At 65.3% G+C, this 26,907-nt stretch carries 29 protein-coding genes; 19 read left to right on the top strand and 10 right to left on the bottom strand.

Features of this window, described 5'->3' with window-relative positions:
- Positions 1–2: 2 nt before the first annotated feature.
- The 3 genes from AC1DT7_RS17380 (at position 3) to AC1DT7_RS17370 (ending at position 2,428) form a co-directional block, all read left to right on the top strand.
- The gene (locus tag AC1DT7_RS17380; RefSeq protein WP_478037321.1) at positions 3–293 is read left to right on the top strand and encodes a hypothetical protein; all 291 of its coding nucleotides are present in this window, start codon (positions 3–5) and stop codon (positions 291–293) included.
- A gap of 135 nt (positions 294–428) precedes the next feature.
- Entirely contained in the window at positions 429–1,328 is a 900-nt protein-coding gene (locus tag AC1DT7_RS17375) for an SDR family NAD(P)-dependent oxidoreductase (protein ID WP_478037320.1), read from the top strand.
- A gap of 68 nt (positions 1,329–1,396) precedes the next feature.
- Positions 1,397–2,428 carry a hypothetical protein gene (locus tag AC1DT7_RS17370; RefSeq protein WP_478037319.1) on the top strand — a complete coding sequence of 344 codons (1,032 nt, stop codon included), beginning with the start codon at positions 1,397–1,399 and terminating at the stop codon, positions 2,426–2,428.
- A gap of 53 nt (positions 2,429–2,481) precedes the next feature.
- Here the strand turns inward: AC1DT7_RS17370 and AC1DT7_RS17365 are convergent, their stop codons facing one another.
- Positions 2,482–2,826, bottom strand: a complete 345-nt coding sequence (locus tag AC1DT7_RS17365) for a DUF2794 domain-containing protein (protein ID WP_478037317.1) — start codon at positions 2,824–2,826, stop codon at positions 2,482–2,484.
- Between the two features lie 21 nt (positions 2,827–2,847).
- Positions 2,848–3,549: a serine O-acetyltransferase EpsC gene (gene epsC / locus AC1DT7_RS17360; RefSeq protein WP_478037315.1), complete on the bottom strand. Its 702-nt coding sequence runs from the start codon at positions 3,547–3,549 to the stop codon at positions 2,848–2,850.
- 158 nt (positions 3,550–3,707) lie between these two features.
- On the opposite strand from epsC, the gene AC1DT7_RS17355 reads away from it, so the two are divergent.
- Positions 3,708–4,478 (top strand): sulfite exporter TauE/SafE family protein, encoded by a 771-nt coding sequence (locus tag AC1DT7_RS17355; RefSeq protein WP_478037313.1) that lies wholly within the window; start codon positions 3,708–3,710, stop codon positions 4,476–4,478.
- A gap of 124 nt (positions 4,479–4,602) precedes the next feature.
- Here the strand turns inward: AC1DT7_RS17355 and ahpD are convergent, their stop codons facing one another.
- Both ahpD and AC1DT7_RS17345 read right to left on the bottom strand, forming a co-directional pair.
- Positions 4,603–5,124 (bottom strand): alkylhydroperoxidase, AhpD family, encoded by a 522-nt coding sequence (gene ahpD, locus AC1DT7_RS17350; protein WP_478037312.1) that lies wholly within the window; start codon positions 5,122–5,124, stop codon positions 4,603–4,605.
- Positions 5,125–5,262: 138 nt separating this feature from the next.
- Complete coding sequence (locus tag AC1DT7_RS17345) at positions 5,263–5,805, bottom strand: peroxiredoxin (RefSeq protein WP_478037310.1); 543 nt, start codon at positions 5,803–5,805, stop codon at positions 5,263–5,265.
- Positions 5,806–5,949: 144 nt separating this feature from the next.
- Here AC1DT7_RS17345 and AC1DT7_RS17340 point away from each other — a divergent pair, with 144 nt between their 5' ends.
- Together AC1DT7_RS17340 and AC1DT7_RS17335 are read left to right on the top strand one after the other, a co-directional pair.
- Positions 5,950–6,849 carry a hydrogen peroxide-inducible genes activator gene (locus AC1DT7_RS17340; protein WP_478037309.1) on the top strand — a complete coding sequence of 300 codons (900 nt, stop codon included), beginning with the start codon at positions 5,950–5,952 and terminating at the stop codon, positions 6,847–6,849.
- 85 nt (positions 6,850–6,934) lie between these two features.
- Entirely contained in the window at positions 6,935–7,567 is a 633-nt protein-coding gene (locus AC1DT7_RS17335) for a fasciclin domain-containing protein (RefSeq protein ID WP_478037307.1), read from the top strand.
- 92 nt (positions 7,568–7,659) lie between these two features.
- Here AC1DT7_RS17335 and AC1DT7_RS17330 read toward each other — a convergent pair whose 3' ends face one another.
- The 3 genes from AC1DT7_RS17330 to pgsA are packed head-to-tail and all read right to left on the bottom strand — an operon-like array spanning position 7,660 to position 8,914.
- On the bottom strand, positions 7,660–8,100 hold the full coding sequence (locus AC1DT7_RS17330; protein WP_478037306.1) for a molybdenum cofactor biosynthesis protein MoaE: 441 nt from the start codon (positions 8,098–8,100) through the stop codon (positions 7,660–7,662).
- Positions 8,097–8,354, bottom strand: a complete 258-nt coding sequence (locus AC1DT7_RS17325) for a MoaD/ThiS family protein (RefSeq protein ID WP_478037304.1) — start codon at positions 8,352–8,354, stop codon at positions 8,097–8,099. The genes AC1DT7_RS17330 and AC1DT7_RS17325 overlap by 4 nt, the downstream gene beginning before the upstream one ends.
- An 8-nt stretch (positions 8,355–8,362) precedes the next feature.
- Positions 8,363–8,914 (bottom strand): CDP-diacylglycerol--glycerol-3-phosphate 3-phosphatidyltransferase, encoded by a 552-nt coding sequence (pgsA, locus tag AC1DT7_RS17320; protein WP_478037302.1) that lies wholly within the window; start codon positions 8,912–8,914, stop codon positions 8,363–8,365.
- A gap of 182 nt (positions 8,915–9,096) precedes the next feature.
- Between pgsA and AC1DT7_RS17315 the strand changes: the two genes are divergently transcribed.
- The 3 genes from AC1DT7_RS17315 (at position 9,097) to AC1DT7_RS17305 (ending at position 13,450) form a co-directional block, all read left to right on the top strand.
- A complete protein-coding gene (locus AC1DT7_RS17315) occupies positions 9,097–10,386 on the top strand; it encodes an MFS transporter (protein WP_478037300.1) in 1,290 nt (429 codons plus the stop codon).
- Positions 10,387–11,042: 656 nt separating this feature from the next.
- Entirely contained in the window at positions 11,043–12,584 is a 1,542-nt protein-coding gene (locus AC1DT7_RS17310) for a cation:proton antiporter (protein ID WP_478037298.1), read from the top strand.
- A complete protein-coding gene (locus AC1DT7_RS17305; protein WP_478037297.1) occupies positions 12,584–13,450 on the top strand; it encodes an oxygenase MpaB family protein in 867 nt (288 codons plus the stop codon). The genes AC1DT7_RS17310 and AC1DT7_RS17305 overlap by 1 nt, the downstream gene beginning before the upstream one ends.
- A 74-nt stretch (positions 13,451–13,524) precedes the next feature.
- Here AC1DT7_RS17305 and AC1DT7_RS17300 read toward each other — a convergent pair whose 3' ends face one another.
- Both AC1DT7_RS17300 and AC1DT7_RS17295 read right to left on the bottom strand, forming a co-directional pair.
- Entirely contained in the window at positions 13,525–14,430 is a 906-nt protein-coding gene (locus tag AC1DT7_RS17300) for a diacylglycerol/lipid kinase family protein (protein ID WP_478037296.1), read from the bottom strand.
- 30 nt (positions 14,431–14,460) lie between these two features.
- On the bottom strand, positions 14,461–15,330 hold the full coding sequence (locus AC1DT7_RS17295) for a metallophosphoesterase family protein (protein WP_478037294.1): 870 nt from the start codon (positions 15,328–15,330) through the stop codon (positions 14,461–14,463).
- A 169-nt stretch (positions 15,331–15,499) separates the two neighbouring features.
- On the opposite strand from AC1DT7_RS17295, the gene AC1DT7_RS17290 reads away from it, so the two are divergent.
- The 10 genes from AC1DT7_RS17290 (at position 15,500) to AC1DT7_RS17245 (ending at position 25,187) form a co-directional block, all read left to right on the top strand.
- Positions 15,500–15,733 (top strand): hypothetical protein, encoded by a 234-nt coding sequence (locus AC1DT7_RS17290; RefSeq protein WP_478037293.1) that lies wholly within the window; start codon positions 15,500–15,502, stop codon positions 15,731–15,733.
- Between the two features lie 331 nt (positions 15,734–16,064).
- A complete protein-coding gene (locus AC1DT7_RS17285) occupies positions 16,065–17,645 on the top strand; it encodes an AAA family ATPase (RefSeq protein ID WP_478037291.1) in 1,581 nt (526 codons plus the stop codon).
- Positions 17,645–18,613 carry a hypothetical protein gene (locus AC1DT7_RS17280; RefSeq protein ID WP_478037290.1) on the top strand — a complete coding sequence of 323 codons (969 nt, stop codon included), beginning with the start codon at positions 17,645–17,647 and terminating at the stop codon, positions 18,611–18,613. Before AC1DT7_RS17285 ends, AC1DT7_RS17280 begins: the two co-directional genes overlap by 1 nt.
- Positions 18,598–20,373 carry a hypothetical protein gene (locus AC1DT7_RS17275; RefSeq protein WP_478037289.1) on the top strand — a complete coding sequence of 592 codons (1,776 nt, stop codon included), beginning with the start codon at positions 18,598–18,600 and terminating at the stop codon, positions 20,371–20,373. The genes AC1DT7_RS17280 and AC1DT7_RS17275 overlap by 16 nt, the downstream gene beginning before the upstream one ends.
- Entirely contained in the window at positions 20,370–21,335 is a 966-nt protein-coding gene (locus tag AC1DT7_RS17270; RefSeq protein ID WP_478037288.1) for a radical SAM protein, read from the top strand. Before AC1DT7_RS17275 ends, AC1DT7_RS17270 begins: the two co-directional genes overlap by 4 nt.
- On the top strand, positions 21,332–21,907 hold the full coding sequence (locus AC1DT7_RS17265) for a hypothetical protein (RefSeq protein WP_478037287.1): 576 nt from the start codon (positions 21,332–21,334) through the stop codon (positions 21,905–21,907). The genes AC1DT7_RS17270 and AC1DT7_RS17265 overlap by 4 nt, the downstream gene beginning before the upstream one ends.
- A complete protein-coding gene (locus AC1DT7_RS17260) occupies positions 21,904–23,253 on the top strand; it encodes an AMP-binding protein (RefSeq protein WP_478037286.1) in 1,350 nt (449 codons plus the stop codon). Before AC1DT7_RS17265 ends, AC1DT7_RS17260 begins: the two co-directional genes overlap by 4 nt.
- Positions 23,250–23,807 (top strand): nicotinamide riboside transporter PnuC, encoded by a 558-nt coding sequence (gene pnuC, locus AC1DT7_RS17255; protein WP_478037285.1) that lies wholly within the window; start codon positions 23,250–23,252, stop codon positions 23,805–23,807. The genes AC1DT7_RS17260 and pnuC overlap by 4 nt, the downstream gene beginning before the upstream one ends.
- On the top strand, positions 23,801–24,871 hold the full coding sequence (locus tag AC1DT7_RS17250) for an AAA family ATPase (RefSeq protein WP_478037283.1): 1,071 nt from the start codon (positions 23,801–23,803) through the stop codon (positions 24,869–24,871). Before pnuC ends, AC1DT7_RS17250 begins: the two co-directional genes overlap by 7 nt.
- Before the next feature lie 127 nt (positions 24,872–24,998).
- On the top strand, positions 24,999–25,187 hold the full coding sequence (locus AC1DT7_RS17245) for a hypothetical protein (protein ID WP_478037282.1): 189 nt from the start codon (positions 24,999–25,001) through the stop codon (positions 25,185–25,187).
- A gap of 7 nt (positions 25,188–25,194) precedes the next feature.
- Here AC1DT7_RS17245 and AC1DT7_RS17240 read toward each other — a convergent pair whose 3' ends face one another.
- A complete protein-coding gene (locus AC1DT7_RS17240) occupies positions 25,195–26,874 on the bottom strand; it encodes a carboxylesterase/lipase family protein (RefSeq protein WP_478037280.1) in 1,680 nt (559 codons plus the stop codon).
- Between the last annotated feature and the right edge of the window lie 33 nt (positions 26,875–26,907).

Raw genomic sequence — 26,907 nt, 5'->3', positions numbered from 1 at the left:
TGATGAAACTCATGCTCTTGGCCGCTCTTGCGGTCGCGATGCCGGCGGTGGCCCAGGAAACGCCCGCCCCGCAGACGGCAGCCACCACCGATGCGGCGACGGCGCCCGATCCGGTCGGCGGCTATCAACCGAGCCAGCCGGCAATGTCGGGGACGCCCCAGCCCGGCGTGAAGCCGACCTTCGTACAGGCGCCGTCGCCGGACCAGGCATTCCCACCGCCCCCGCCGCTGGCGAAATATCCGATCTGCAAGCGCGGCCAGTTCGACAAGTGCATGCAGCGCGGCGGCCGCTAAGCTGATCGGCGGGCGGCCGGGAGCGCCCGCCTCTTCCCACCTCCAATTTCGTATGCCACCTTCCGTTGCGTCACCCTTGCCTTGGCTGCGCGATGGAATAGGAACCGCTCCGAACAGTTTTCAGGAGCGCCCGAGATGACCATCAGTTTCAAGGATCGCGTTGCCATCGTCACCGGTGCAGGCGGCGGGCTTGGTCGCGCCTATGCACTCGAACTCGCGAAGCGTGGCGCGAAGGTCGTCGTCAACGATCTGGGCGGTTCGCGTGACGGCACCGGGCATTCCGACGCCGCGCTGAAAGTCGTCGAGGAAATCGAGGCGGCCGGCGGCGAGGCGATGTCGGATGGCGGCAGCGTTACCGAATATGCCCAAATGGTCGAGCTCGTCGCGAAGACGCAGGAGAAATGGGGCGGCGTCCACGTCCTGATCAACAATGCCGGCGTGCTGCGCGACAAGAGCTTCGCCAAGATGGAGCCGGCCGATTTCCAGTTCGTGGTCGATGTCCACCTGATCGGTTCCGCCAATGTCACCAAGGCGGTGTGGGAGACGATGCGCGAGCAGAATTACGGCCGCATCCTGATGACCGCATCCTCGACCGGCCTGTACGGCAATTTCGGCCAGACCAATTATGGCGCGGCCAAGCTCGGCCTCGCCGGCTTCGCCAAGACACTCTACCTCGAAGGCGCGAAGAACAACATCAAGGTCAACACGATCGCCCCGACGGCGGGCACGCGCATGACCGAGGACCTGTTCCCGCCCGAGGCATTCCAGGCTTTCTCTCCCGACAAGGTCGTTCCGGCAGCACTCTATCTCGTGTCCGAGGATGCACCGACCAACATGATCGTCGGCGCCGGCGCAGGTGTATTCCAGGCGGCCTATGTCACGCTGACCCAGGGCAAGCTGCTGACTGGTGACGAGCTGAGCCCCGAGGGCATTGCCGCACACTGGGCAGAGATCGTCGACCGTACCGACGAGATGACCCCTCAGTCGGGTGGCGAGCAGGCCATGTCGATCCTCAAGAAGCTCCAAGGCGGCTGATCCGTACCAGTGTATTGTCATGGCAATACACTCATGATATTCCTTCTGTCACAAACAGGAGGAATGCCATGTATAGCGAAAGCGATCTCGACGACGCCGTAGCGGCGGGGGCCATCTCCCGCGAAGCTGCCGCGGCACTGCGAAGCCATGTTGCCCGGAGCCATTCGGCCCCGGCAGTCGACGAGGAGCATTTCAAGCTCCTGAGCGGATTCAACGACATCTTCGTCGCGATCGCCGTCGGGTTGGTGCTGGTCGCGCTGGCCTGGATCGGCCAGTCGATCACGACACCGCTCGCCGGCGCGCTGGTCGCCATTGCCGCGTGGGGGCTCGCGGAGTATTTCATCAGACAGCGCCGCATGGCCCTGCCCAGCATTCTGCTGTTGATCGCCTTTGTCGGTGGGGTTGCCGCAACGCTGATCGGGGTATTGGTCGAGATGGACCCCAACTTCTCCGATCGCACCAACGCGATGATCGGCGCCGGCATCGGCCTGGTCGCAGCGGGCGCGGCCTGGCTGCACTGGAAGCGTTTCATGGTGCCGATCACGGTGGCGGCTGGCGCTGCGTCACTGGTCGCTGTCGCCGTCGGCCTGACCGTCGCCGCAGTCCCGGCAGCAGAGGGGGCGATTTATCCCATCCTGTTCGTCGGCGGCCTCGCCGTGTTCGCACTGGCAATGTGGTGGGACATATCGGACCGGGAGCGCCGCACGCGCCGGTCGGACGTCGCATTCTGGCTTCACCTCGCCGCCGCGCCGCTGATCGCGCATCCGGTGTTCCATATGCTCGGCGTGTTCAACGAGAATATCACACTCGAAATCGCCGGGATCGTCCTCGCGCTCTATCTCGTCTTCGCCTTCGTGGCGCTGGCGGTCGACCGGCGGGCGCTGCTCGTCTCCAGCCTCGCCTATGTGCTCTATGCGATGTACTCGCTGTTCCACACGGCAGGTGCGGTCGAGCTTGCCTGGGCGTTCACCGCGCTGGTGATCGGATCGGCCCTGCTGACTCTCTCCGCCTTCTGGCATCCGATGCGTGGAATGGTGATCGGCACACTCGGCGGACTGAGCGATAAGCTCCCCCCTGTCGGGACAATGGCGACCGCCTGATCCGCGACGCTAAACGAACGACCCCCGGCAGCCCATTGGCCGCCGGGGGTTTCTTATTGATCGACCAGCTTCATCAGTCGCCGCTCCAACGGCGCCAGCACCGGTGCGAGTTCATGCCCGCGCTTCAGCACGACACCCGCTTCGTTGACCAACGACCACATACCCTGACGGTTGCGCAATGCCGGATGCTTCTGGATGCGGTATTCGGGACGTTCGGTCGCGCGGCGGAACGCGGCGAACACCGCCGCGTCTCGTCCAAGCTCGATCGCATAATCGCGCCAATGGCCCGCGGCGACCATGCGGCCGTAGAGATCGAGGATCCGGTTGAGTTCGAGCCGCTCGAAGCCGACCTGGCTCGCGCGGCCCTGCGGCAACGGAAAGGGGGTGACAGTCCCCATCAGGCTCTGGTCGCCCTGCCGTCAGGCACGGTCGCGGACGACCTTGCGCTTAAGGTCAGGTTCCGATGATTCGGCAAGCAGCGCGTCGAGCCGCTTGCGCATCGTCTCCAGCTCGCAGCGGAGCAATTCGACCTTCTGGGTCTGCGGATCGAACATATCCTTGCACGGCGTGCCGTAAGCGAGGAATTCCTGTGGCTTCTGTCCGCCCTCGACCATGGTCGCGCGGGCCGGGATACCGACCATCACCGCGCCCTCGACGACGTCGCGGGTCACCACCGCATTGGCACCGATGCGCGCACCGCGCCCGACAGTGATCGGTCCGAGCACCTGAGCGCCCGATCCGATGATCGCGCCCTCCTGTATGGTCGGATGACGCTTGCCGGCGACGCCATTGTCGGGGCTGGTGCCCCCGAGCGTAACGCACTGGTAGATGGTGACATTGTCGCCGATCTCCGCCGTCTCGCCGATCACGACAAAGCCATGATCGATGAAGAAGTTGCGGCCGATCTTCGCCCCGGGATGGATATCGATCGCGGTCCAGGCGCGCGAGAAATGGTTCACCAGCCGTGCGAGGAAATAGAAGCGCGCCTTGAACAGGCGATGCGCCACTCGGTGCCAGGCAAGCGCCCACACACCCGGATAGGTGAGAATCTCAAGCCGAGACCGTGGCGCGGGATCGCGCGCCTTGATCGAATCGAGATAAGCGATCATCCGCTCCATCATCTCGCGTCCCCTTTTCTGGACCCGTATCTAGGCGCACATTCGGGCGAATTAAAGGACCGGCCGGTTGTCAGCTTTCGAAGCATAAACCCTATCTTGCTTGTAGGATTTCGCTGAAACGGCGAATTCGTCGGAAACCGGTCGCGGAGAGTTCAGCCTTCATGTTCGACGTTACGCTCGCGACCCTGGAGACCGTCCTGCCTTTCATTGCGGTCGGATTTGCCGCGCAGATGATCGACGGGGCGTTGGGCATGGCCTTTGGCGTCATCAACAATACCCTGCTGGTGAGCTTCCTCGGCGTATCGCCCGCGCTGGCCTCGGCCAGCGTCCATGCAGTCGAAACCTTCACCACCGCAGCCTCCGGCGCGAGCCATATCTATCACAAGAACGTCAACTGGAAGCTGTTCCGCCGGCTCGTCATTCCCGGCGTGATAGGCGGTGCGCTGGGCGCCTATGTGCTCAGCAACGTCGATGCCGCCGTCGCGAAGCCATTCGTGATGGCCTATCTCGCGTCGATCGGCCTGTATCTGCTATACCGCGCGTGGCGTGGCCGGGTGGAACCGCGCGAGCCCAAGATCATCGAACCGCTCGGCCTTGTCGGCGGCTTTCTGGATGCGGCAGGCGGCGGGGGCTGGGGACCGGTGGTGACGTCCAACCTGCTGGTGCAGGGCGCGAGCCCGCGCAGCACGATCGGCACGGTCAACACCTCGGAATTTTTCCTGACCGCGACCATCTCCGCGACCTTTATCGCGACGATGGGATTTGCGGCCTTCACGCTGCAGACGGTGGGGCTGCTGATCGGTGGGCTGATCGCTGCACCGTTCGGCGGGTTGCTGGCGAAGCGTGTGCCGGCCCGGTTCCTGATGGCGATGGTCGGCGTACTGCTGACGTTGACCAGTGCCTATACGATCTGGGCGGCGGTGACGAAGTAGCTCCTCACTCCCCTCCCGCTTGCGGGAGGGGTCGGGGGTGGGTGCCCGGCTTCCCCCCGCGCAAGCAGTAGAGGAGAGCGCGAGCCCACCCCTGCCCCTCCCGCAAGCGGGAGGGGTGAAGAAGTCAGTTCACCGCTGCGTGCACAGTCGCGACCGCCGTCATCACGGCGCCGATGCGGACCGCAGTCTGGATCGCCTCAGCCGTGGCGCCGGCCTTCTTCAGTACATTCTCGTGGGCGTCGATGCACATCCCGCAACCGTTCATCGCCGAGACCGCGAGGCTGAACAGCTCGAAATCGACCTTGTCGATACCGGGCGCGCCGATCACGTTCATGCGCAGCTTGGCCGGCATGGTGAGATATTCCTTGTTCCCCGCCAAATGGGTGAACCGGTAATAGACATTGTTCATCGCCATCACCGCCGCCGCGGCGCGGGCCGCATTGGCTGCCTCGGGCGAGAGCTTGTCGGCGACTTCGGCCTCGGTCGCGTCAACGAGCGGCTTGTAGCCCGATCCGTGCGCACAGGTGAGCAGCAGGCCGTATTTCTGCTGGTCGGGCAGGTGTGCCTCGTTCAGCAGCGATCCGACGTTCAGGCGGATGTCCTTGGCGTAATCGGGCAGCGTGCCCGCGAATTCCTTGAGCGACATATGAATCCTTCCGCTTCCCCTCCCGCTTGCGGGAGGGGATTGAGGGGTGGGCTCGCGCTTACCGCAAGCCGAACGTTTACGGAGGGCGGGAGCCCACCCCCTGCCCCTCCCGCAAGCGGGAGGGGGTTCAATCGTCAGTTACGCAGCAACCTGGAGGACGTCGTCGCCCTTGTTCCAGTTGCACGGGCAGAGCTCGTCGGTCTGCAGCGCGTCGAGCACGCGGAGCGTCTCGGCGGGGTTGCGGCCGACGTTCAGGCCGTTGACCTGCACCGCCTGGATGACATTGTCCGGGTCGATGATGAAGGTCGCGCGGTACGCGACATGCTCATTGGCATCGAGGATGCCGAGCTGCGACGCGAGAACCGCGCCATTGTCCGCCAGCCAGGGGAAATCGGCAGCGGCCAGGTCCGGATCCGACTTGCGCCAGGCCAGGTGGACGTGCGCGGTATCGGTCGAGGCGCCGATCAACACGGCGTCACGATCGGCGAAATCGTCCTTGAGCGCGGCATAGCCGACGATCTCGGTCGGGCAGACGAAGGTGAAGTCCTTCGGCCAGTAGAACAGGACCTTCCAACGGCCCGGGAAGGCGTCGTGGCTGAGCGTTTCGCCGGCCGGGAGCGCGTCGATGCCCTGCTGGACGGGAACGGTGAATTCGGGGAGCTTGTCTCCGACAGTAAGCATTTGATGGCCTCCTCAAGAATGGGTCGGCCTTCGGCATCCTCGCCCTGCGACGATTGATTCGCCGTCTGTGCTGCGCTGCATATAAGGCTGGCGTTTGATCGATCCAACAGGTTATTTAGGCCGCGTTGATCGAGTGAGGCGATTATGGCCACTTACCTACCTACCCTGAAGCAGCTGCAATATCTGGTCGCACTGAAGGACCATGGCCATTTCGGCCGTGCGGCGGACGCGTGCTTCGTCACCCAATCCACCCTGTCCGCCGGCATTCGCGAGTTGGAGACGCTGATCGGGGTAACCCTGGTCGAGCGCACGCGCCGCGTGGTGCGCTTCACACCGCTGGGCGACCGGATCGCCGACAAGGCACGCCGGGTGCTGCGCGAGGCTGAGGAACTGGGCGACATCGCCCGCGCCGCCGGGCGCCCGCTGTCGGGCGAAATGCGGATGAGCGTGATCCCGACCATCGCGCCCTTCATGCTGCCGCGAATCCTGCCGCGGTTGCGGCGCGACTATCCCGACCTGAAGCTGTTCCTGCGCGAGGAGCCGAGCGGTGCTGCGTGCGAGGGGCTTCACCATGGCCGGACCGATTGCGTGCTGCTCGCCCTGCCCTATGCCTGTGGCGAGGTGGCGTCGCAGTTCCTGTTCGAGGACCGGCTGTTTGTCGCAGGCCCCGAGGGCGAGATCGGCAACGCGACCGGGGCGATGCATGCCAACGACATCAACGAGGACCGGCTGCTGCTGCTCGAGGACGGGCATTGCCTGAAGGACCATGCGCTGGCCGCCTGCAACCGGCCGGAGCTGCGCACCGAAGCAACGATGATGGGCACCTCGCTCCACACCATCGTCCAGATGGTCGACAATGGCCTGGGCGTCACGATGCTGCCGGAGATGGCGCTGAAGGCGGGCATCCTCGACCACACGGGATTGACCGCGCGGCCACTGGATGCCGCAAATCCGGCACGCCGTATCGCGCTGGTCTGGCGCCGCGCATCCCCCCGCGAAAAGGATTTCCACCTGCTCGCCGAGGTACTTGCCGAGGCGCAGTAGCCTGCGGCCATGAAACCATTCAGCCGCCGGACCGTACTTGTCTTGTGCGTTTTCCCGCGTGCAATCGAGATAGCTGGAGAGACTGATGAAATTTTCCACCAAGCTTCCGGTTGTGGCGATGTCCGGCCTGTTGATGGTCGCATCCGCCACCGAAGCTCGTACCCCGCAAAATACCCCTGCTCCGGCCGCCGGCGCCCCAACCGCGGCTGCCCCTGCAGCCGCCGCCACGCCGAACCCGGCCGTGGGCGGTGCGGCGATGGATGCCGCCAAGCCGATCACCGAGAATGCGGCCGCCGCGCCCAACCTGACGACGCTGGTCAGTGCGGTGAAGGCAGCCGGCCTCGACGCGACGCTGGCAGGCCCTGGGCCCTTCACCGTGTTCGCGCCGACCAATGACGCGTTCGGGCGACTCGCCCCCGGCACGGTCGATACGCTGATGAAGTCCGAGAACAAGGCGACGCTGGTCAAGGTGCTGAACTATCATGTCGTACCGGGCACGATCACGCTCGAGCAGCTCAAGGCGCAGATGACAGCCGGCGGCGGGACCGCCAAGCTCACCACGGTCGAGGGAACACCCCTGACGGTAACCGACGTCAACGGCGCGATCCAGCTGACCGACGTCAATGGCAACAAGAGCTATGTCGAGGTGCCCGATGTCCGTCAATCGAACGGCGTCGTGCATGTCGTCAACGGCGTGCTGCTGCCGAAGCTGGGTTGAGGCAAGACACGCCTGAATCATGATCGCCGCCCTTCGTGCCGGGTCTGCCCAATGGCTATCCGGCGCGAGGGGCGGGTTGAATCAGTGCGGCGCTATTTGTCCCACCGCGCCGCGGCCTGCGAATCGCTGCCGCGCGGTTCGACCCAGCGGGCCTCGTCGCCACGAGTCTCACGTTTCCAGAAGGGCGCGTCGGTCTTGAGGCGGTCGATCAGATACGCGCACGAGTCGAGCGCGGCAGCACGGTGCGTCGCTGCCGTACCGACAAACACCACCAGATCGCCCGGATGCATCAACCCGATACGGTGCACTATAGTCGCCGCTGCAAGGCCCCAGCGTTCGACCGAGTGATCAGCCAGCCTGCGGAGCGCCGCCTCGGTCGCGCCCGGATAATGTTCGAGTTCGAGCGTGCTGACCCCGTCATCGGCGCGCACCACCCCAACAAAGGTCGCGATGCCGCCGACACCGGATTCGGTGATCCCGGCGAACTCGGCGGCCTGGTCGATCGGTTGCTGCTGGACGGCGATGCGGATCATCCGCCGGTCACCGGCGGGAAGATCGCCACCTCCCGCGGCCGGCCGAGCGGCGCGTCGAGCCCGACGAACACCTGATCCACCGCGGCACGCAGCCGGCCCCGATCGGCCAGCGCGCGGGCATGGCCTTCGCTACGCGTTGCGAGCCAGTCGATCAGATCGCTGACGCTGGCCAGTCCCTCGGGTGGATCGAGCGTTTCGCCGCCGGTCCCGATCGCCTCGCGTACCCAGGAGAAATAGAGAATGTCGATCGCCATGACGGCGCTCAATCCATGTGCTTCAGACCGACCCGCAGATAGTCCCAGCCGGTGATCAGGGTCAGCACCGCTGCGCCCCACAAAGCGGCGATGCTCACCGTCTGCACCCAGGGCCAGCCGGGCAGCGCGCCGGCGAGGATCAGGCCGCCGAGCGAGACGAGTTGCAACGTCGTCTTCCATTTGGCGAGCTTCGACACCGGCACCGAGACCTGGAGTTGCGCCAGGAACTCGCGCAGGCCGGAAATGGCGATCTCGCGCAGCAGGATGATGATGCCGGCAATCAGCGACCAGCCAGCGATATCGCGCGTCGCGACCAGCATCAGCACGACCGCCGCGATCATGATCTTGTCGGCGATCGGATCGAGGAAGATGCCGAGCTTCGACACGGTGCCCTTCGACCGGGCGAGATAACCGTCGAAATAATCGGTGATGCCCATCAGGCAGTAGAGCGCGAAGGCGACCGCATAGCCCGCCGCCCAGGCGGGCCACCACAGAAAACCCACGAGCAGCGGGACCGCGAGAATCCGCGACAGGGTCAGGATATTGGGCAAGGTCAGCATCGGCGCCGACCCTAGGGTCCAGCGCCCTTCCCCGCAATGCTGGAGTCGGCGCTAGACGCGGGCAGTATCCGGGATCATCGTTCGGCGGCAGAACAGCGCCTGCCGACTATTCGGTTGCTGCCCCGTCATCCGGTCGGCTATGCGATGCCCCTATTTCGCCACATGTGAGGCCGTTTCCCATCATGCTCAATGCGCTCGGCTTGCTGAAAGAGCGCCGGTTCATGCCGCTTTTCGTCACCCAGTTCCTCGGTGCCTTCAACGACAATCTCTTCAAGACCTCGATGGTGCTGTTCGCGACCTACCAGGTCTTCAACGACCCGAAGGTCGAGCAGAATTTCAATGCGCTGGCGACCGCGATCGGCATCCTGCCCTTCTTCCTGCTGTCCGCCCTGTCGGGCCAACTCGCCGACACGACGGATAAGGCAAAAATCATTCGGATCGTGAAAACGGCGGAGATATTGATCATGATTTTCGGCGGCGTCGGGCTGATGGTGGCCCGGGCCGGCTTCGTTACGCTCGGCCTTGGCCTGATGCTCGGCGCCGTGTTGTGCCTTGGCGTGCATTCGACCTTTTTCGGCCCGATCAAATACGCGATTCTGCCGCAGCACCTGAAACCCGACGAAGTGCTCGGCGGCACCGGGCTGGTCGAAGCGGCGACCTATCTCGCCATCCTGCTGGGCACGGTCGTCGCGGGCTGGGTTTCGGTCGAGGGCGCGGCGATCACCGGCATCTGCGTGGCAATCGTCGGCTGGGTTACCGGGCGCATGGTACCGCCCGCGCCGCGCGCCGGGGCGGTGCTCAAGATCAACTACAACCCCTTCACCGCGTCCTGGCGGCTGATCAGCGCAACGATGCATATTCCGCGGCTGTTCATGGCGATCTGCGCGATCAGCTTCTTCTGGACGATCGGCGCGGTGCTGATCATCATCTTCCCACCGCTGGTGAAGAACGTGCTCCACGCCGATCCGCGCGTCTCGAGCATGGTCATCGCCCTGTTCTCGATTGGGATCGCCGTCGGATCGGTGGTGATCAACACGATGCTGAAGGGCAAGGTATCGGCGAAATACGCGCCGGCGTCGGTGATCGCGATGGGCGTGCTGGTCGTCGTCTTCTCCCTGCTGGTGCGTGTCTGGCCCGAGGCGCCGGACGGCACCCTCTACAACATGGCATCCTTCTTCCAGCTTCCGCGGGCTATTCCGGTGGTCCTGGTGCTGATGGCGATCGCCATCACCGGCGGCATGTTCGTGGTGCCGCTCTACACCTTCCTGACCACGACGGTGACCAAGGACCAGACCGCGCGCACGGTGGCCGCCAACAATGTCGTCAATTCGGGCGCGATGGTGTTCGGTGCGCTGCTGGTGCAGGCGGTGTCGGCGCTTGGCGTGACGCCGGAGAACATGCTGTTCCTGGTCGCCGGCATGTGCCTGATCTCGGCCTGGCTGGCGCAGAAACTGCACATGGTCTGCGACTGAGGCGCTATTCGCGGAAGATGTGGAATTCCCTGTTATCGCCGACGGAACAGGGAATTATCAGGGAATTTTGTTTTTTTGCCCAGATCAGGACGCCTTTAGCGGTGATGTTTCACTGCGATCACAGTACCTTGCCTGGAAATTCCCTGTTCTTCGTAACAGGGAATTCAATCGCGGATAACAGGGAAAACTCCCTGGCCAACAGGGAATTGCCCATTCGTGCGGCGATGAGAATCAGCAGGAGCGGACGCCATGAGCCCGCTCCGCCACCATGCTGCAACGATTGTCGGCATCGTTGAATCAACCCGCCCCCCGCAGGGCGGGTCGTCAGAAGATGAACGTGTAGATGCAGATGAAGAAGGCGGTGAAGCTCAGCACAAACAGCGTCAGATCCTGATCGTCGTTACGCGGCGGAGTCAGCTTCTTGGGCTGCGCCATTGCAAGGCGTCGACGGAACGGGTGGCGGGCGGCGGTAGCCGGAAGGGCGAGGTGCTGAGCCATGTGCGACAGTTAACGCCGCGTTTACGATTCGGGCCAGCACGGATTTAGGTTAATGCACGTCCGATCGCGGGACAGGCCAGAACGCGATTTGCACGCGCGCAGCCGGGAACCAAAACCGGGTTGGACGATAGCCTCCCGTACCGGTTAGGATGCCTGTCGTGACATTCTTCGAAAGCCTGATCGCGCTGCTGCTGATGGCGATCCTGCTGCTGCAGGTGGCGCGACGGACATGGATTCCCTACCCCACCATGCTTGCCGCGGCCGGCGTGGTCGTCGCGCTGATCCCGGGCAGCCCGGTGATCCGGCTCGACGGGCACACCGCGCTCGCGCTGTTCATCGCGCCGGTACTGGTCGATGCGGCCTTCGACTTCCCGCTCGCCGCGATACGCGCGCTGTGGCGCCCGTTACTGGCGCTCGCGGTCGGCGCCGTGCTGCTGACGACGGCAGTGGTCGCGTGGATAGGGTGGGCGTTCGCCGGCTTGCCCATCGCGGCGGCGATCACCCTGGGCGCAATCGTCGCGCCACCGGATGCCGCGGCCGCCACCACCGTGCTGCGCTCCGCCAAATTGCCACGCCGTACGGTCGAGGTGCTGACCGGCGAGAGCCTGCTCAACGACGCATCCGCGCTATTGCTGTTCAGCGCCGCCCTCGCGATCCAGAGCCATGGGGGAATCGACGGCGGCGTCGGTGTGCGCCTGGCGCTCGCCGTGCCGGGCGGCATCCTGCTCGGCATCTTCTTTGCCTGGCTCAACCGGTTTATCACACCCTTCACGCGTGGCACGCTCGGCGGCAACCTGCTCGAATTCGTCAACACCTTCCTGGTGTGGATCGTCGCCGACCGCCTCGGCTTGTCGGCGGTGCTGTGCGTGGTCGCGATGGCAATGTACCTCGCCAATTCCCCGACGGGGCGTGCCAGCGCCCGCAGCCGCATCCAGTCCTTCGCGGTATGGGGCGGCGTCGTCTTCCTGCTCAACGTGCTCGCCTTTCTGCTGATGGGCATGCAGGTGAGCGCCATCATCGGCGACATGCGGCCTGAGCGGCTGCAAGAGGCATTGCACTTCACCGGTGTCGTCATCGCCGGCGTGGTCATCACGCGCATCGCCTGGGTACTGTTCTACAACCAGATGGCGAAGCGCTTCGCGGTGATCCGGGGGCCGCTAAAGGCGCCGAGCCTGGCGCAGAGCATCGTGGTCGGCTGGTGCGGCATGCGCGGGCTGGTAACGATGGCCACTGCCTTCGCGTTGCCCGCCGATTTCCCGCACCGCGACATGATCCTGCTTGCCGCGTTCGGCGTGGTGCTGGCGACCCTGGTGGTGCAGGGACTGACGCTGACCCCGCTGATCAGGCTGCTGAAGCTGCACGACGGCGGTGCCGAGGAACGCGAGATGGCGGCTGCGCGCGTTGCCCTGGCGGAGGTGGCGCTGGAGGCGATCGCCGATGCTAGTGGCCCGGTCGCGCAGGAGACTCGCCGACAGTTGCAGATCGACCGCGATTCGCTGACTGATTCCGACGCCCGCCAGGTGTTCGAGGAACGCCAGAATCTGAAACGCATTGCCATTGCGGCGCAGCGCGACAGTCTCCTTGCGCTTCGTGACGAGGAGAAGGTCGGCGAAGATGCCTATGAGGTGCTGCAGGAGGAACTCGACTGGCGTGAGCTTGCAGTCGGGCCCGAGGGCGTCCGCACGATCGAGGAAGGCTGATGAAGATTTCCAGCGCGGGCGCACAGATCGGCGACGCGATCTCCCAGGGCCTGCGGCGCGGGCTCGTCCGGCAGGTGCGGGCCGTGTTCAATGACGCGAAGAAAGGCGAGCGTCCGGTAATGCGCAGCGACGATGCGCTGTTCGCGCCGGATTCGGTGGTGTGGCGCGTGCACGGCGATGTGACGACGATGATGGTCGGCGGCGTCGCTGCCCTGCTGTTGCAGATGCTGCATCCCGCAGTGCTGGCAGGCGTGTGGGATCATTCGAACTTCCGCACCGACATGCTCGGGCGGCTGCGGCGCACAGCTCGGTTCATCGCGATGACCAGTTTCGGCGCTCGGGCGGATGCCGAGGCTGCCATCGCCCGGGTGCGCGGCATCCATGACGCGGTCGATGGCCTGTTGCCAGACGGCACGGCTTATCGCGCGGGCGATCCGAAGCTGCTTGCCTGGGTTCATGTCAGCGAGGCAATCTGCTTCCTCGACGCCTGGATCCGGTACAGCGAACCGGACATGTCGGCCGCCGACCAGGACCGGTATTTCGCCGAGTTCGCGCGTATCCCCGAGGCGCTTGGCGCAGATCCGGTGCCGCGCAGCCGAGCCGAGGCAGAAGCGCTGATCGCCGGAATGCGGCCTGAGCTGGCGGTCGACGCTCGGACACGAGAGGTCGCGGCGCTGGTGCTGAACCAGCCCGCCCGCAGCCTTTCCGCCGGACCGGTGCAGGCGATCACTTTCCAGGCGGCGGTGGACCTGTTGCCCGACTGGGCGCGCAGGATGCACGGCCTTTCGGCGCCACGCCTGACCCGACCGCTGGTACGCGCCGGGACCTTCGGGATCGCGCGGACCCTGCGCTGGGCGTTCGGTTAGGCCCGATTTCTTCGGGCGATGCCCTTTCACCCTCTTCCCGTTGGCGGCTGGTCGAACCTAGCTGGCGCTGAAGCTCATTTCTTTGGCGGCGCGACAATCCGCAAGGCCCCTGCCCTGATCCTGAACTCAAGCGGGAATTCGAGTTCCTGGACCTCGCCGTCCAGACCGACATCCACGCACTTGCGATCCGCACGGACGGTCAGTGACTCGCACTCCCCATATTCGACGAAATCCTTGTCGTGGTCGGCACGGCCGGTAACCGCCCGAAGCGAGAACCAGAGCAGCGCGAACCGCCCCGGCGCGGCAAGCGCGAAGACCGAGAGCTTACCCCGGTCCAGTGCCGCCCGCTCCCCGATCTGTCCGCGTTCGAGCGAATAGAGATTATTGCCGACGAATAGCAGCGCGGTGACCAGCGGCTTGCGTCCATCACCCATGTCCACGCTGAGCCGGTAGCGCCGCATCCTGCTCCAGGCGTGCCACGAGGCCGGGATCGCGGCGAGCCATTTCGGCACGCCCAGACGATCGCGATACGCCTCCCGCCGGCGGACCATGGTCGGGTACAGGCCGATCGAGGCATTGTTGGCGAAGACATGTCCGTTGACCTCGGCCAGATCGATCGGCCTCGCCTTGCCCCGTACCGCGAGCACCGCCGCCTCTTCGAGGTTTGGCGGGATGCCGAGATCGCGGGCCAGATGATTGAGCGTGCCGAGCGGCAACAGACCCATCTCGACATCGTCATCGGCCAGGATCGCAGCGGCGCAGGCGGCAGTCCCGTCGCCGCCACCGACGACGACGCGGGGATTGGCAGACGCCGCCTCCCGCACCGCATCCGCCGTGTCCGGCCCCTCCAATAGCTGAAGCGAGATACCGGCGCCCGCCTTGGCGAACGCGCCGGTCAGCTGATCTTCGAGGTTTTCGCCCGCCGAAGCGGCTGCACCCCCCTTGCGGTTGACCAGAACGGGAAGCGGCAATTTCGACACAGGGGCGTAACGATCGATTGCCGCGCTTGTTCAGATCGCCTTGGTGATTTGTTCGGCAAAGATGTCGTCGGCCACTTCTCGTGACGTCCAGCCATCGTTGCGCCAGGTGAAGCGGACATGATCTCCGCGCTGGAACGCAGCGCCGTCCCAGGCGATCACCTGAAGTTCGATATCGTCGTTGCGATGGACATGGATCCAGTTGAAGCTCTGCAACTCGTCGTTGCGCAGCCGGGTCGAGGTGGCGGTGCCGGCCTGGATGACCAGGGCGCCGCCGCCAGTCTCCACCATCCTGCGCGCCGCCTCGGCATAGGTGCGATGGAAATGGCCGGCGAGCGCGATATGCACCCCTGCCTCTCGCACCGCGGCGACGGCATCGCGGTGGTGGCCGACCGCTTCGCTAAGTTCGCCGCCTTCGCCGATCGGCATGGCGAAGAGCGGATGATGCGTGACCAGGATCCGCGTCTTCTGGGGTGGCACCGGGCCGAAGCGGTCATGGATCAGCGCCAGTTGCTTGCGATTGATCCGCCCGTCCTTGAAGGTCAGCGACCGCGCCGTGTTGATACCGAGGATGGCAACCTCTTCATTCTCGAACCATGGGCAGAGATCGCGGTCGATATAGCGCCGGTAGCGGTCGAGCGGGGCCAGGAAGCGGCGCGCGACATCGTAAAGCGGCACGTCGTGATTCCCGGGAATGACCAATAGCGCATGGCCTGCCGCCCGCAGTCGGTCGAGATAGGCGGAGGCTTCGCGGAATTGCGCGACGCGGGCGCGCTGGGTGAAATCGCCACTTATGATGACGAGGTCGGGGCGGTGGTCGGCCAGCCATGCCTCCGTCGCCGCGRCGATTCGCGGGTCGTGTGCCCCAAAATGAATGTCAGACAATTGTGCGATCCGGGCCATGTCCCTCCAACGGCCGTCGGCGCGGCGGGTTTCATACCCGGCCCATCGCATTTTTTCCTATCAAACGCATAGGAATTGATCCATGGAGACGCCGGACACACGACAGGATGAAACGGTGACGACAGACGTCTCTCCGCGATGTCCTGAACAACCTACGGAGAAATCGTCCATGAAGAAGTTCGTTATCCTGCCGCTCATCGCCGTTGCCACCCTCGGCCTCACCGCATGCGGCGGCGAGAAGCCGGTCGACAACACCGCGAACGCAAGCGAGATCACGCTGAACAGCGAAGACACGCTGGACGTGAACGCGACCGACGAAGGCGCGCTGAACCTGACCGACAATGCGACCGTAGTCGACAACGCAGCCGTCCTCGACGGCGTCGAGAACGTCACGGCCAAGTAAGCCTGACTTTCGACGTTACCTAAGCAGCGTCGAAACGGGGCCGCGCGACCATCGGGTCGCGCGGCCCTTTTTATTTCCGCTCGCCTTTTCATTTCGGCCCGGCCTGGATTTTCGTCCGACGACAAAGGCGGACTATCGCAAAGCAAAGCAGGCCTGCATTTCCTACTCAACGAGTAGGGATTACATAGGGCGGGCGTTGATGCTCCCTAGCAGAACGTAAACTGCGGCCCGGTGCCTCCGGGGTGCCGGGCCGCCACTTTTTCCCTCCGTCGCACGATCCGACCCGGCGATGTCGCCTTGCGTCGTCGCGCGGTGGCGGTATCGTCGGCGCGTGGCGCGTTTTCCATTCTTCCAGCGGGTGTCCCAGTCGCCGACTGCGCCCCAGGTCGCGCCGGCGGCGCGCGTCTTCGACATAGCCGAGCTTTATGACGGGCCCATCACCGTCAAACCGGCGGCCGAGCCGGGCCAGGCACGGCTCGACGAGAAACTGCGCCAGGCCTATTTCTGGATCGTCAACACGGCGATCATCAGCCCGCATTACGACATCGAATATCAGGACGGGCCGTCTCCGGAATTCCGCATCGGCGACAGCCGCACGCTGCTCACCCTGCCCTCTGCACAAAGCTATTCCAGCTATGCCCTGCTACCCCTGCTGGCCTTTGCAGCACAGGGCAAATGCCTGTTCGTCGGCGGTCCCGGCCGCGGCAAGACGGCAAGCGCGATCCTGATGGGGGTACTGGCCGGATATCCGGTGCGCGAGGTGCGCCGGGCGATGCAGCACGGCCACCCGCAGATGACGATCGCCGATCTGCTCGGCAATCCCCTGCCCGCCGATCTCGTTTCTGCGCAGAGCGTCGATGCGATCCGCATCGCGTGGCGGCCCTGGCTCGGCATGCGGGTGAAGATCGTCGACGAATATAACCGGATCCCCACCCGCACGCAGAGCGCGTTGCTGACGGTGATGGGCGACAATTATGCCGAGGTGCTGGGCCAGATCTACGAATGTCCGCCGGCCGCCTGGTATCTGACGGCGAACGACGACGCGGGCGGCGGCACCTACCAGGTGATCGAGGCTTTGCGCGACCGGGTCGACGTGATCGTCCAGGCGCTGGCGTTCAACCCACGCTTCCTCGACGATCTGCTGTTGCGCATCGAGGAGAATGTCCGGCCCGAGGATGTCGTACCGCGCGAGATCGTGTTCGACGAAGCCGAGATCAAGCAGATGATCGAGGCGGTGCGCGGCGTAGCGGTGCCCCCCGAGGTGCGCCGGCGCATCGAATTCTTCGCCAGCCAGTTCGAGTTTCTTGAGACCGCGGGGGCGGCGGCCGAGCATATGACCAAGGACACAGCGCGCCTTTCCGGTGTCGACTGGGTGCAGGTGACCGCGGCGGATTCGGGGCGCGACCGGCTGAAGGATATCGGCACGCAGACCATGAACGGCCTGTCGGTGCGCAATCTGATGACGCTCGCCAATTTCGCCAAGGCGCTCGCCTTTTTCCGGGGTGAGGATTCGGTGTCGCTCGAGGATGTGCGTCAGATCCTGCCCTTCGTGCTTCGCGACAAATTGCGCCCCGACCCCGACGCGCCCTTCTTCGCGCTGCCCGAGAATGCGGCCTATCGCACCGATCTGGTCGGTTGGCTGCGGCGACTGTTCGACATGTCGTGCGAGGAATATGACAGGCTCGACCTCGATCGCGACGATCCCGTGCGGGCGCTGGCGGACGAGTTCGCAGTCGGGCTGGAAGGGCTCGGCGCGCGCGAGGTGCGCGCCCGGCTGACCCGGATCGAGCGGCTGGTGACAGAGCGGACGGTGGGGCGCAAGCTTTACGGGCCGCTCTATGACGAGCTGCTCCACCTGAAATATCTGCACCAGCGCTACACCAATTACCTCGCCTGGCTCGGCAATCGCTGATGCCCCTGTCGCCTGTGCTCGCCCGGACGCTGGCGGCCGGACGCCCGCAGTTCAACGCCCGGATTGCGGCGGCGCGACGGGCGCGGTCGGGATTCGACACCGACGCGCTGAGCGACATGATCCGGGTGCGGCTCGATCCGGTGGCGGCGGCGGTGGAGGCGATTTCGCCCGATCGGGTAGGTGCTACGGTCGAGGCAGGGTTCGACCTGCTGGTTATGCTCGCCGGCCAGGCCATGGCGGCAAGTCGCAAGGCGCTGCTCGATCGCGTGTGGAGCGAGGTGGCGCCGCGGCTTGCCGCTCCGGTCGCGGGGCGGCCCTTCGCGACACTCGGCATGCTGACCAACGCTGCCCTGACGATCGCGGCGACTGCCGGCGCACGCGCCGACGAGTGGATCGAGCGCATGATCGCCGTCGCACCGATGATCGAGGCGGATACGCTCGCCGCGACCGGGCAGGTGATCGCCTGGCGATCCGGCATGGCGCATTTTCGTGAAGGTGCCCTTGCCGCGGCCGACGGGCTACCCGACGCGCTGGCGCTGGCGGCGATCGGTGCCTCCGGCAGATGGGCTGAGGTCCGGGCAGCACTCGTCGCGAATCCATGGTGGACGCCCGATGAGGATACCCCGTGCATCCGCTTTGGCGGCTTTGCCGGTTTCGGCGGACCGTTCGCCGAGCCGCCCCGTGTCAGGGCCGGGACGCAGGGCTTCTTCGTGCGCTCGGGCGAGCGCACCGGATTGCTGGTGGCCGACGCCTGGGGCGCGACGCTGCATCCCGCAGCGAAGGAGGAATTCGACGGCGCCGATGCGACGGGCGCGGAGATTCGGGGCGGCGCCGTTGTCGCCGGTGACCGCACCATCCCGATAGACCTGCCGGCGGAGGGACTGAGCGCCGCGATCGCCCGAAACGGGATAGCGATCGTCTCGCCCTATAGCCATTTCGTGCAGATCCTGCCGTGGCGGCTGCCCTGAGCACCGCCGACCGCATCGCGCTGTGGCAGTCAGCCTGGCCCGAGGCCCTTGCAGCGTGGAGCCGGTTTACCCGGCTGCGGAACCCGCAGCTCTGCGATTCCAGCGTGATGGCGGCAAAGGAGGGCCTGGCGGGTGCCTTCGCCATGATCCGGCTGGTCGACAAGAGCGTGGTGATCGACCTGGAGGCAATCGCGTCGCTTGGGCTCGACGATCACGCGACCGAGATATTGGCGCATGAGATCGGCCATCATGTGCTGGCCCCGGCGAGCGCAACCGACAGTTTCCGCCTCATCGCTCGCCTGCGCCGTGCCCTGCCGACGCTCGAGCGCCACGCGCCGATGGTCGCCAATCTTTACACGGACCTGCTGATTAACGACCGGTTGCAGCGACAGGCCGGGCTCGACATGGCGGGTGTCTATCACCGGATGGCCCAGGCCGAGCGCGGCGCGCGAAGCCGCTTGTGGACGCTGTATGTCGGCATCTACGAATCGCTCTGGTCGCTCGACAAGGGCAGCCTTGGCGGGCCGCGCGGCGATGCCGAGATCGAGGGCGACGCCTGGCTCGGCGCGCGGTTGATTCGCGTCTACGCACGCGACTGGATGTATGCGGCGGGGCGTTTCGCGACGTTGGTGCTACCCTATCTCGCCGAGGATGTGGAGAAGGACTCGGCGCTGCGCCGCTTGCACGACACGCGAAGCGCGGCGCTGGGCGCCGACCCGACGGGGGCGCAGCAGGTCGAGAGGGACGAGGCCGATGGCGTCGTTCATCCCTCGCGCGATGCGAAGGTGACAGGCGGCATCGAGGCCGAGGCTGATGGCGAACGCTCCAAGCCCGCCGAACCTTCGGACGTTCAGCGCCGCGCCGCTGGCCAGGCGCGCGAGCCGTTCGATTATGGCGAGATATTGCGCGCCGCGGGACTCGACCTGTCGGACGAGGAGATTGCGATCCGTTATTATCGCGAGCGCGCGCTGCCGTTGCTCGTGCCTTTCCCGACACGCCCCGGCACCATGTCCGACGAGCCCCAGCTCGAAGGGGTCGAGCCATGGTCGCTGGGCGATCCACTCGACGAGATCGACTGGCTGCAGACGGCCGCCCAGTCGCCGGTCGTGGTACCGGGGGTGACGACCGTCCGCCGGGTCTATGGCCGCGAGCCGGGTCCGCCGGGACGGCCCGAGCCGGTCGATCTCGATCTCTATGTCGACAGCTCGGGATCGATGCCCGATCCGCGGCGCTTCACGTCCTACCTGACGTTGGCGGGCGCGGTGATCGCATTGTCCGCGCTCAAGGCCGGGTCACGTGTCCAGGCGACGCTGTGGAGCGGCAAGAACCAGTGGACGGGGACCACCGGCTTCGTGCGCGACGAGAAGGCGATCCTCTCGATCCTGGTCGGTTACTATGGCGGCGCCACCGCTTTCCCGATCCACCGTCTGCGCGACACCTTCGCCACACGCAGCAAGACGTCGCGGCCGGCGCATATCCTGATGATATCCGACGACGGTATCACCACCATGTTCGACAGCGACGAACGCGGTACGAGCGGATGGGACGTCTCCGCCATGGCCCTCGCCAAGGGCCGGGCCGGCGGTACGATGGCGCTGAACCTGTATCCGGGAATGAAGGCCGATCATCCGGACCGGCTGGTCTTGGATCGTGCGCGCGACGAACAGGGCTGGGACATCCATGCGGTCACGCAGTTGCAGGACCTGGTCGATTTCGCGCGCAGCTTCGCGCGGCGACGTTATGCGGATGTCGCAGCGTGATCGTGCTGTGGCGGGTCACCACGCGGTGCAATTATGCCTGTGGGTTCTGCGCCTATGATCGCAGCACCGGCGGCTTCCGGGAGGATGTCGCCGCAGGCGAGGCGGAGCGTTTCGGGCGCCTGCTCGGCCAATGGGCGCAAGCCCGGGACCGTCGCGTGCTGCTGAGCTGGCTCGGCGGCGAACCGTTGCTCTGGAAACCGATCCTGCCATTGTCCGCTGCGCTGGCCGGGCCGCACCTCCGGATCAGCGCAACGACCAATGGCAGCACGCTGCATCGCCCCGAAGCGCGCGCGGCCATCCTGAAGAATTTTGCCGAACTGACGGTGAGTGTCGATGGTCCTGATCAGATACACGACCGGATGCGCGGCGAAAATTCGGCCTTTGCGCGGGTAAAGCATGGGGTAGAGCGGCTGGTCGAGGAGCGGCGGGCCAGCGGATCGTCGCTCAGACTGCGCGTCAATGTCGTGCTGATGCGCGAGACCCGCCCCCATTTCGCCGCGCTGTGTGATTCGCTTTGCGACTGGGGCGTCGACGAAATCACCTTCAATCAGCTGGGGGGGCGCGATCGCCCGGAATTCTTCCCCGCACAGCGGCTCCAGCCAGTCGATATCGCGACGCTTTCGGCCGAACTGCCCGAACTGGTGCATCGGCTGGCCGCGCGCGGCGTACGACTATGCGCCGACCCGCTCTATCTCCACCGGTTACGCGCGAGTGCCGTTGGTGAGCCGTTGTCTGTCGGCGATTGCGAACTCGGCCGCGACTTCCTGTTCATCGACGAACGGGGTCGCCTGTCGCCATGCAGTTTCAGCACCGGCGATTATGGCGTTCCCCTCGCCTCGCTTCGCACGACTGGCGATATCGACGGACTGCATGACCGGTTCGTCGCGGCGGACGCGGCCGCGCGCTGTGCCGCGTGTAACGATTGCCCTTCCACCCAACGCTTTGCAAAGTTCGCCGCATGACGCCGGGACCACCACTCGAACGCCTGATGCGCAGGATCGCCGAAACGCCCGGCGAGTTCCTGGCCGAACCGCGCATCGGCGGCACCGGTACCGTCGTGACATCTGCGCTGGTGGGCGACCTGCTGCGCAGCGCCGGCGTACCGGCCGACCGGAGTGTGCTCGACCGTTTCTCGACGCAACGTCCGGCAGAGCGGAACCGGCTGATGCTGGCCGCCGTCGTCGTCTGGCTGCTCGCAGACGACTGGGTCAGCCATGCGCCGACGCCCGGCGCGATGACAGACCTGCTCGGCGACACGGTGACCGAGCTTGCCGCGACCGCCCTTGCACAGGCTTTTGTCGAGGACGCCGAGCGGCGCGAGGAACTGGCGCGGACAGCGTTGGCAGTGCTGAACCTGCTACCTGAGGGCGAGGATGAACGACAGGCGGCCGACCGGTTGTCGTCGGTCAGCGCGACCGAACGGCAACGGTTGATCAGCGCCAGCCGCGCGGCCGAGGAACGCGCCCGGCTGGTCCGCGAGGCACTGATCCGCAAGGCGGCCGAAGAGTCGGCCGACAAATATACCCGAGAATGAGCGACCCGACCGATGCCGAACGTTATCCGATGCTGAGCGACGCCGGGCGCGCTCTGCTGCTGCGGATGACCGAGCACCCCGCCGCCCCGATCTACCGCAACCGCAGCGGCAACCGCCTGCTTGCGGAGGACCTGGCAGGCCTGGCGGCGTTCGAACGGGAGACGCTGGCCGCGACCATCGACGGACTCCCCGGCCGCCCCCCCGCCTGGGTCGCGCCGTTCCTTGCCGACACCTATCGCCACGTTCCGTTCTTCAGGGCGCGCGGCGCGGCGCCCGCAAGCTTGGCCGATGTTCCAACGACCTCGCGTGCCGATCTGGCGCATGACATCGCTGCGTTCGTGCCCGATGACGTACCGGTTGACCGGCTGATCAATTTCCGCACGACCGGCACCACCGGTCATCCGCTCCTGATCGCGTCGCACCCTGTGGTCGCCGCGCGCTATCTCGCCTTCCACAAGCGCGCGCTACGTCGGTTCGGGGTGACGTTGAGGGCCGGCCGCGGAGAGATCGGGGTAGTGCTGCTCGGCCATCAGCAACGCTGCTTCACCTATGTCTCGGTGACGCCGACGATGGACGAGGCCGGGCTAGCGAAGATCAATCTGCATCCTGACGACTGGCGCGATCCGGACGACCGGGCGCGCTATCTCGACGCGCTGGCGCCGGAGGTGATCGCCGGCGACCCGATATCCTTTGCCAGCCTGCTCGACCTGCCGGTGCATACCCGGCCCCGCGCGCTGCTGTCGGTGGCGATGATGCTGACCGACGGGCTGCGCTCGGCGCTGGAACGTCGTTTCGGCTGCCCGGTGCTAGATCTCTATTCGATGAACGAGGTCGGTCCGATCGCGGTGGCCGATCGGGCTGCGGGCGGCCATGTACTGCTCCAGCCCAAGCTTCATGTCGAGATCGTCGATGACGACGGCCATGTGGCGCCCGAGGGAGAGCGAGGCGAGGTGTGCGTGACGGGCGGGTTCAATTTCTGCCTTCCGCTGGTAAGGTATCGAACCGGTGACACTGCATCCCTCGCCCGGGTTGCCGACGAGCCGGTCCTGATCGGACTGTCAGGGCGGCGTCCGATCCGGTTCCGCACCAGCGATGGTGGCTGGATCAACAATATCGACATCAGCCATGCGCTGAAGCCCATCACCGCGGCACAATTCAGCGTGCATCAGGCGGCGAGCGGTTTCGTGACCCTGCGCCTTTCACACCACGCCCTGCCGGAGGCGCCCACTGCCGAGACGCTTCTCCGCGGCGTGTTGGGTGACCTTCCGATCTCGGTCGAGCCCCTCGGCGATGAGAGCAAGATCCTGCAATATACGTCGGATCTGCCCGGAAGCGGCGCGGCATGACGCCGCTCGAGGTAGCCGCCAATCTGGCTGCGACCGTCTCGATCCTTCTGGCCGGCCGCAACAGCGTGCATACCTGGTGGACCGGAATAATCGGCTGCCTGCTGTTCGCAATGCTGTTCTACACGACCCAGCTCTACGCGGACGTTACGCTGCAACTGGTCTTTATCGTGACCAGCGTGACCGGTTGGCGACTATGGGTGCGCGGCATGACGGGTGCACCGCTGCCGATCAGCCATGCCCCACTCCCCGATCTCGCCTGGATGGCTGTTCTCGGGGTGGTCGTCACTTTCGGCTACGGGGCTGTGCTGCACCGCTTCACCGATGCCTATGCGCCCTTCGTCGACTCGGCCGTGCTGGTGCTCAGCCTCGTCGCGCAATTGCTGCTGGTGCGGCGCAGGGTCGAGACCTGGCTGGTGTGGCTTGCAGTCGATACGATCGCCGTTCCGCTCTATGCCTCGCGCGGCCTGTACCTCACCGCCGCGCTCTATGCGGCCTATTGGGTCAACGCACTGTACGGCTATTGGCGCTGGCGCCGGGAGATGGCGGCGTGCTGACCGGCCTGGTCGTCGGCAAATTCTGCCCGCTGCATCTCGGCCATCAACGGCTGATCGAATTTGCCGGAGCGCAGTGCGACCGACTGGTCATCCTGAGCTACACCAGGCCGGAATTTCCCGCTTATCCGCCGGCACTGAGGGCCAGCTGGCTCGAGGCGCTTTTCCCCGAGGCGATTCGGCTGGTGCTTGACGACTCGGTGCTTTCCGATTTCGCACTGCGGACTGGTAGCAGTGCGCGCGTACTCCCCACCAACGATGCGCCGGAGGAAGTCCACCGCGAATTCTGCGCCTGGGTCTGCCACCGGATGCTCGGGCTCTCGATCGACCGGGTGTTCACCAGCGAATCCTATGGCGACGGCTTTGCCGCCAGCCTGACACGCTATTTCCGCGAGCATGCCGCCCCGCATCATCATATCGAGCACCTCGCCTATGATCCGGCCCGCGCGACGACGCCGGTGTCCGGCAGCGCGATTCGACATGACCCTGATGCGCTATCGGACTTCCTTCCCGGCCCCGTGCGGTCCTCCCTGATCAAGCGGATCGGCATCATCGGCGGCGAATCGAGCGGGAAGACGACCCTGGCCCGGTTGCTGGCCGAGCGGCACGAGACGATCTGGGTGCCGGAATATGGCCGCGAGCTATGGATCGCACGCGACGGCGCCCTGCTGTTCGAGGACCTGCACGCCATCGCGGTCGAACAGATCGCCCGCGAAGAGACGGCGGCGCTATCCGCAAGGCGTTGGTTGTTCTGCGATACAACGCCGCTGGTCACCGCCTTTTACAGCGAGGCGATGTTTGGGCGGGTCGACCCGGCGCTCGGCACGATGGCAAAGCGGCGGTACGACCATATCCTGCTTTGCGCGCCCGACTTCGATTTCGTGCAGGACGGAACACGCCGTGACGCAGCGTTCAGGCAGCGCCAGCACGACCATTATGCGCAGGCGCTAGCGGCCGAAGGTGTGCCCTACACCGAGATAACCGGCTCGATCGCTGAGCGGCTGCCCCTCGCGGACGCCATATTGGCCGCGTCGGGGTTGGTGCCCCGGAAATCCGGGCGTTTCTAGAATTTTTTGAAAAAGTGGTGGAGCCGTGGTTCTCGGCTCCACTATTTTTAAGCCATTGAACTTACACCAGAAACCTTGACTGAAGTCATAGGACTAAACATGCCCGCGATGATGCGGGCGCAGCCGAATGTCGGCCGTCAGCCGCTGCTCGTCCTTCGGGGATGACGCTGAGTGGATCGACAGCGTCTGCTCGGCAATCCCGATCTGGCGACATGCCTCGACCGCCGTCGAGCCGCTATTGTTCAACGAAAAAACCGACGTCTTATCCATTTCTCAGAACCTGTTCCTGAGCCATTTCTTCAATTTTGGCCGATGATGGCAGACTATTTTTTCTGCACAGGTACGCTGGCCAGATCGGCATCGATTGTGCTCAGCTTCGCGTCTGTGAGTTGCTGCGGCATATAGGCCTGCAGCGCCGCGAGCGTCATGCCACGCCCCATGTCGAGCTGCGGGCTTTTGAGCAGGTCGGGCAGCTGCCGGGCGAGTACGGCGTGGGCCGCGGGATCGTCGAGCAACGTGCCGAGCGGGGTAGTCAGCGTATTATAATGCCCCGATTGCAGCGCCGCCTGCATCCGCGTTTGCTCGCCGTCGATCTGTGCACCCCATGGATCGCGCTGCGGCGTCGCCTTACCGTCAGCGCCGAAGTCCATCAGCATGTCGGTGGCACGGGCGTAGCGCGGCCATGCCGGCAGCCCCGCCCCGTTGGGATTGCCCGTCTTGGCGAAGTTGACGACGTAACCGCTGATCGTCTTGCCGATCGCGATATCCTTCGGCGTGGTCTTGTCGCCATATTTGATCGCGGTCGTGTCGAAGAAGAACGGGATGTCGGTGGCATGCTGTGCGCCCGGCTGGCCGACTGAATCAGCAACATAGGAAAAGCGATATTCCCACACCGGCACGCCCTTCTGCGCGATCGCGGCGGAAGCATCGCGCGCGCCGGCGATCATGAAGCCGCCCTTGCCGCCCATGTCGGCGCTGGTCGCGCCGATCACGATCGGCACCTTCGCAAAGCGCCCCGACGCATAGGCCGCGCCGTTGTCGACGATCACCGTGCCGTCGACGAACGGGCCGCTATAGGTCACGGGCCCCGGCTTGGGACGGAACATCTGCATCATGCTGAGCCCGTCGGTCACCTGCTCGGCGCTGAGCGCGCGCAGCTTGTCGAGGGCGTCGGACGCGTTCGGATCGATGTTCTGCGATTTGGCGAAATCCATGCTGATCTGCTCGACCGAGGCGAGTGTTTTGCTCGGATCGGACTTGCCGTTGCCGCCCGACATCACCATCGCTTTCTGGAACAGGCCCGTCGCGAGTGGCGACGTCACCAGCGCATGGACCGACATGCCGCCCGCACTCTCGCCGATAATCGTCACGTTCGACGGGTCGCCGCCGAACTTGGCAATGTTTTTCTGCACCCATTGGAGCGCGGCGATCTGGTCCATGATCCCGTAATTGCCGATCCGGCCACCATCGGGATTGGCCTTGGTCAATTGCGGCAACGCGAAGGTGCCGAAGCGACCGACACGGTAGTTGAAGCTGACGAACATCACGCCTTGCCTGGCGATGTTGGCGCCCGAATAGGTCGGCGGCGAGGCGCCGCCGTTGACGAAACCGCCGCCATAGATCCACAGGATCACCGGCAGTTTCGCCTTGGCGGCAGCGGGCTTCCACACATTGACGTACAGGCAATCCTCCGCGGGCGTGGTCCCGAGCGGCGCGGCATCGCCCCCGAACGGCACCTGCATGCAGTCGTGCGAATAGGCGGTCGCGTCGCGCACGCCTTGCCAGGCGGCGGCGGGCTGCGGCGCGCGCCAGCGCAGCGCGCCGATTGGCGGGGCGGCGAAGGGAATGCCCTTCCAGCTATCGATGCCGTCGGTCGTCGCGCCGCTCACGAGGCCGGTGTCGGTCTGGACGATCGGCGCCGCGTTGGGCTGCGCGGGAAGCGTTGCCGGCACGCTCAGTGCGAGCGCTGCTGCCAGGACGATAAGTCGATGCTGCGATGTCATGTCGAACGCTCCGCGTTGAAGAGAAAGACGACC

It is taken from the genome of Sphingomonas sp. P3_C6 (assembly GCF_056402595.1).
The sequence above is the reverse complement of the archived record's forward strand: the minus strand, read 5'-3'. Positions and strand labels throughout refer to the sequence as shown.

Coding starts and splice junctions, on each gene's coding strand:
- AC1DT7_RS17380 (WP_478037321.1), top strand. CDS start 3: ATGAAACTCATGCTCTTGGCCGCTCTTGCGGTCGCGATGCCGGCGGTG.
- AC1DT7_RS17375 (WP_478037320.1), top strand. CDS start 429: ATGACCATCAGTTTCAAGGATCGCGTTGCCATCGTCACCGGTGCAGGC.
- AC1DT7_RS17370 (WP_478037319.1), top strand. CDS start 1,397: ATGTATAGCGAAAGCGATCTCGACGACGCCGTAGCGGCGGGGGCCATC.
- AC1DT7_RS17365 (WP_478037317.1), bottom strand. CDS start 2,826: ATGGGGACTGTCACCCCCTTTCCGTTGCCGCAGGGCCGCGCGAGCCAG.
- epsC (WP_478037315.1), bottom strand. CDS start 3,549: ATGATGGAGCGGATGATCGCTTATCTCGATTCGATCAAGGCGCGCGAT.
- AC1DT7_RS17355 (WP_478037313.1), top strand. CDS start 3,708: ATGTTCGACGTTACGCTCGCGACCCTGGAGACCGTCCTGCCTTTCATT.
- ahpD (WP_478037312.1), bottom strand. CDS start 5,124: ATGTCGCTCAAGGAATTCGCGGGCACGCTGCCCGATTACGCCAAGGAC.
- AC1DT7_RS17345 (WP_478037310.1), bottom strand. CDS start 5,805: ATGCTTACTGTCGGAGACAAGCTCCCCGAATTCACCGTTCCCGTCCAG.
- AC1DT7_RS17340 (WP_478037309.1), top strand. CDS start 5,950: ATGGCCACTTACCTACCTACCCTGAAGCAGCTGCAATATCTGGTCGCA.
- AC1DT7_RS17335 (WP_478037307.1), top strand. CDS start 6,935: ATGAAATTTTCCACCAAGCTTCCGGTTGTGGCGATGTCCGGCCTGTTG.
- AC1DT7_RS17330 (WP_478037306.1), bottom strand. CDS start 8,100: ATGATCCGCATCGCCGTCCAGCAGCAACCGATCGACCAGGCCGCCGAG.
- AC1DT7_RS17325 (WP_478037304.1), bottom strand. CDS start 8,354: ATGGCGATCGACATTCTCTATTTCTCCTGGGTACGCGAGGCGATCGGG.
- pgsA (WP_478037302.1), bottom strand. CDS start 8,914: ATGCTGACCTTGCCCAATATCCTGACCCTGTCGCGGATTCTCGCGGTC.
- AC1DT7_RS17315 (WP_478037300.1), top strand. CDS start 9,097: ATGCTCAATGCGCTCGGCTTGCTGAAAGAGCGCCGGTTCATGCCGCTT.
- AC1DT7_RS17305 (WP_478037297.1), top strand. CDS start 12,584: ATGAAGATTTCCAGCGCGGGCGCACAGATCGGCGACGCGATCTCCCAG.
- AC1DT7_RS17290 (WP_478037293.1), top strand. CDS start 15,500: ATGAAGAAGTTCGTTATCCTGCCGCTCATCGCCGTTGCCACCCTCGGC.
- AC1DT7_RS17280 (WP_478037290.1), top strand. CDS start 17,645: ATGCCCCTGTCGCCTGTGCTCGCCCGGACGCTGGCGGCCGGACGCCCG.
- AC1DT7_RS17265 (WP_478037287.1), top strand. CDS start 21,332: ATGACGCCGGGACCACCACTCGAACGCCTGATGCGCAGGATCGCCGAA.
- AC1DT7_RS17260 (WP_478037286.1), top strand. CDS start 21,904: ATGAGCGACCCGACCGATGCCGAACGTTATCCGATGCTGAGCGACGCC.
- pnuC (WP_478037285.1), top strand. CDS start 23,250: ATGACGCCGCTCGAGGTAGCCGCCAATCTGGCTGCGACCGTCTCGATC.
- AC1DT7_RS17245 (WP_478037282.1), top strand. CDS start 24,999: ATGTCGGCCGTCAGCCGCTGCTCGTCCTTCGGGGATGACGCTGAGTGG.
- AC1DT7_RS17240 (WP_478037280.1), bottom strand. CDS start 26,874: ATGACATCGCAGCATCGACTTATCGTCCTGGCAGCAGCGCTCGCACTG.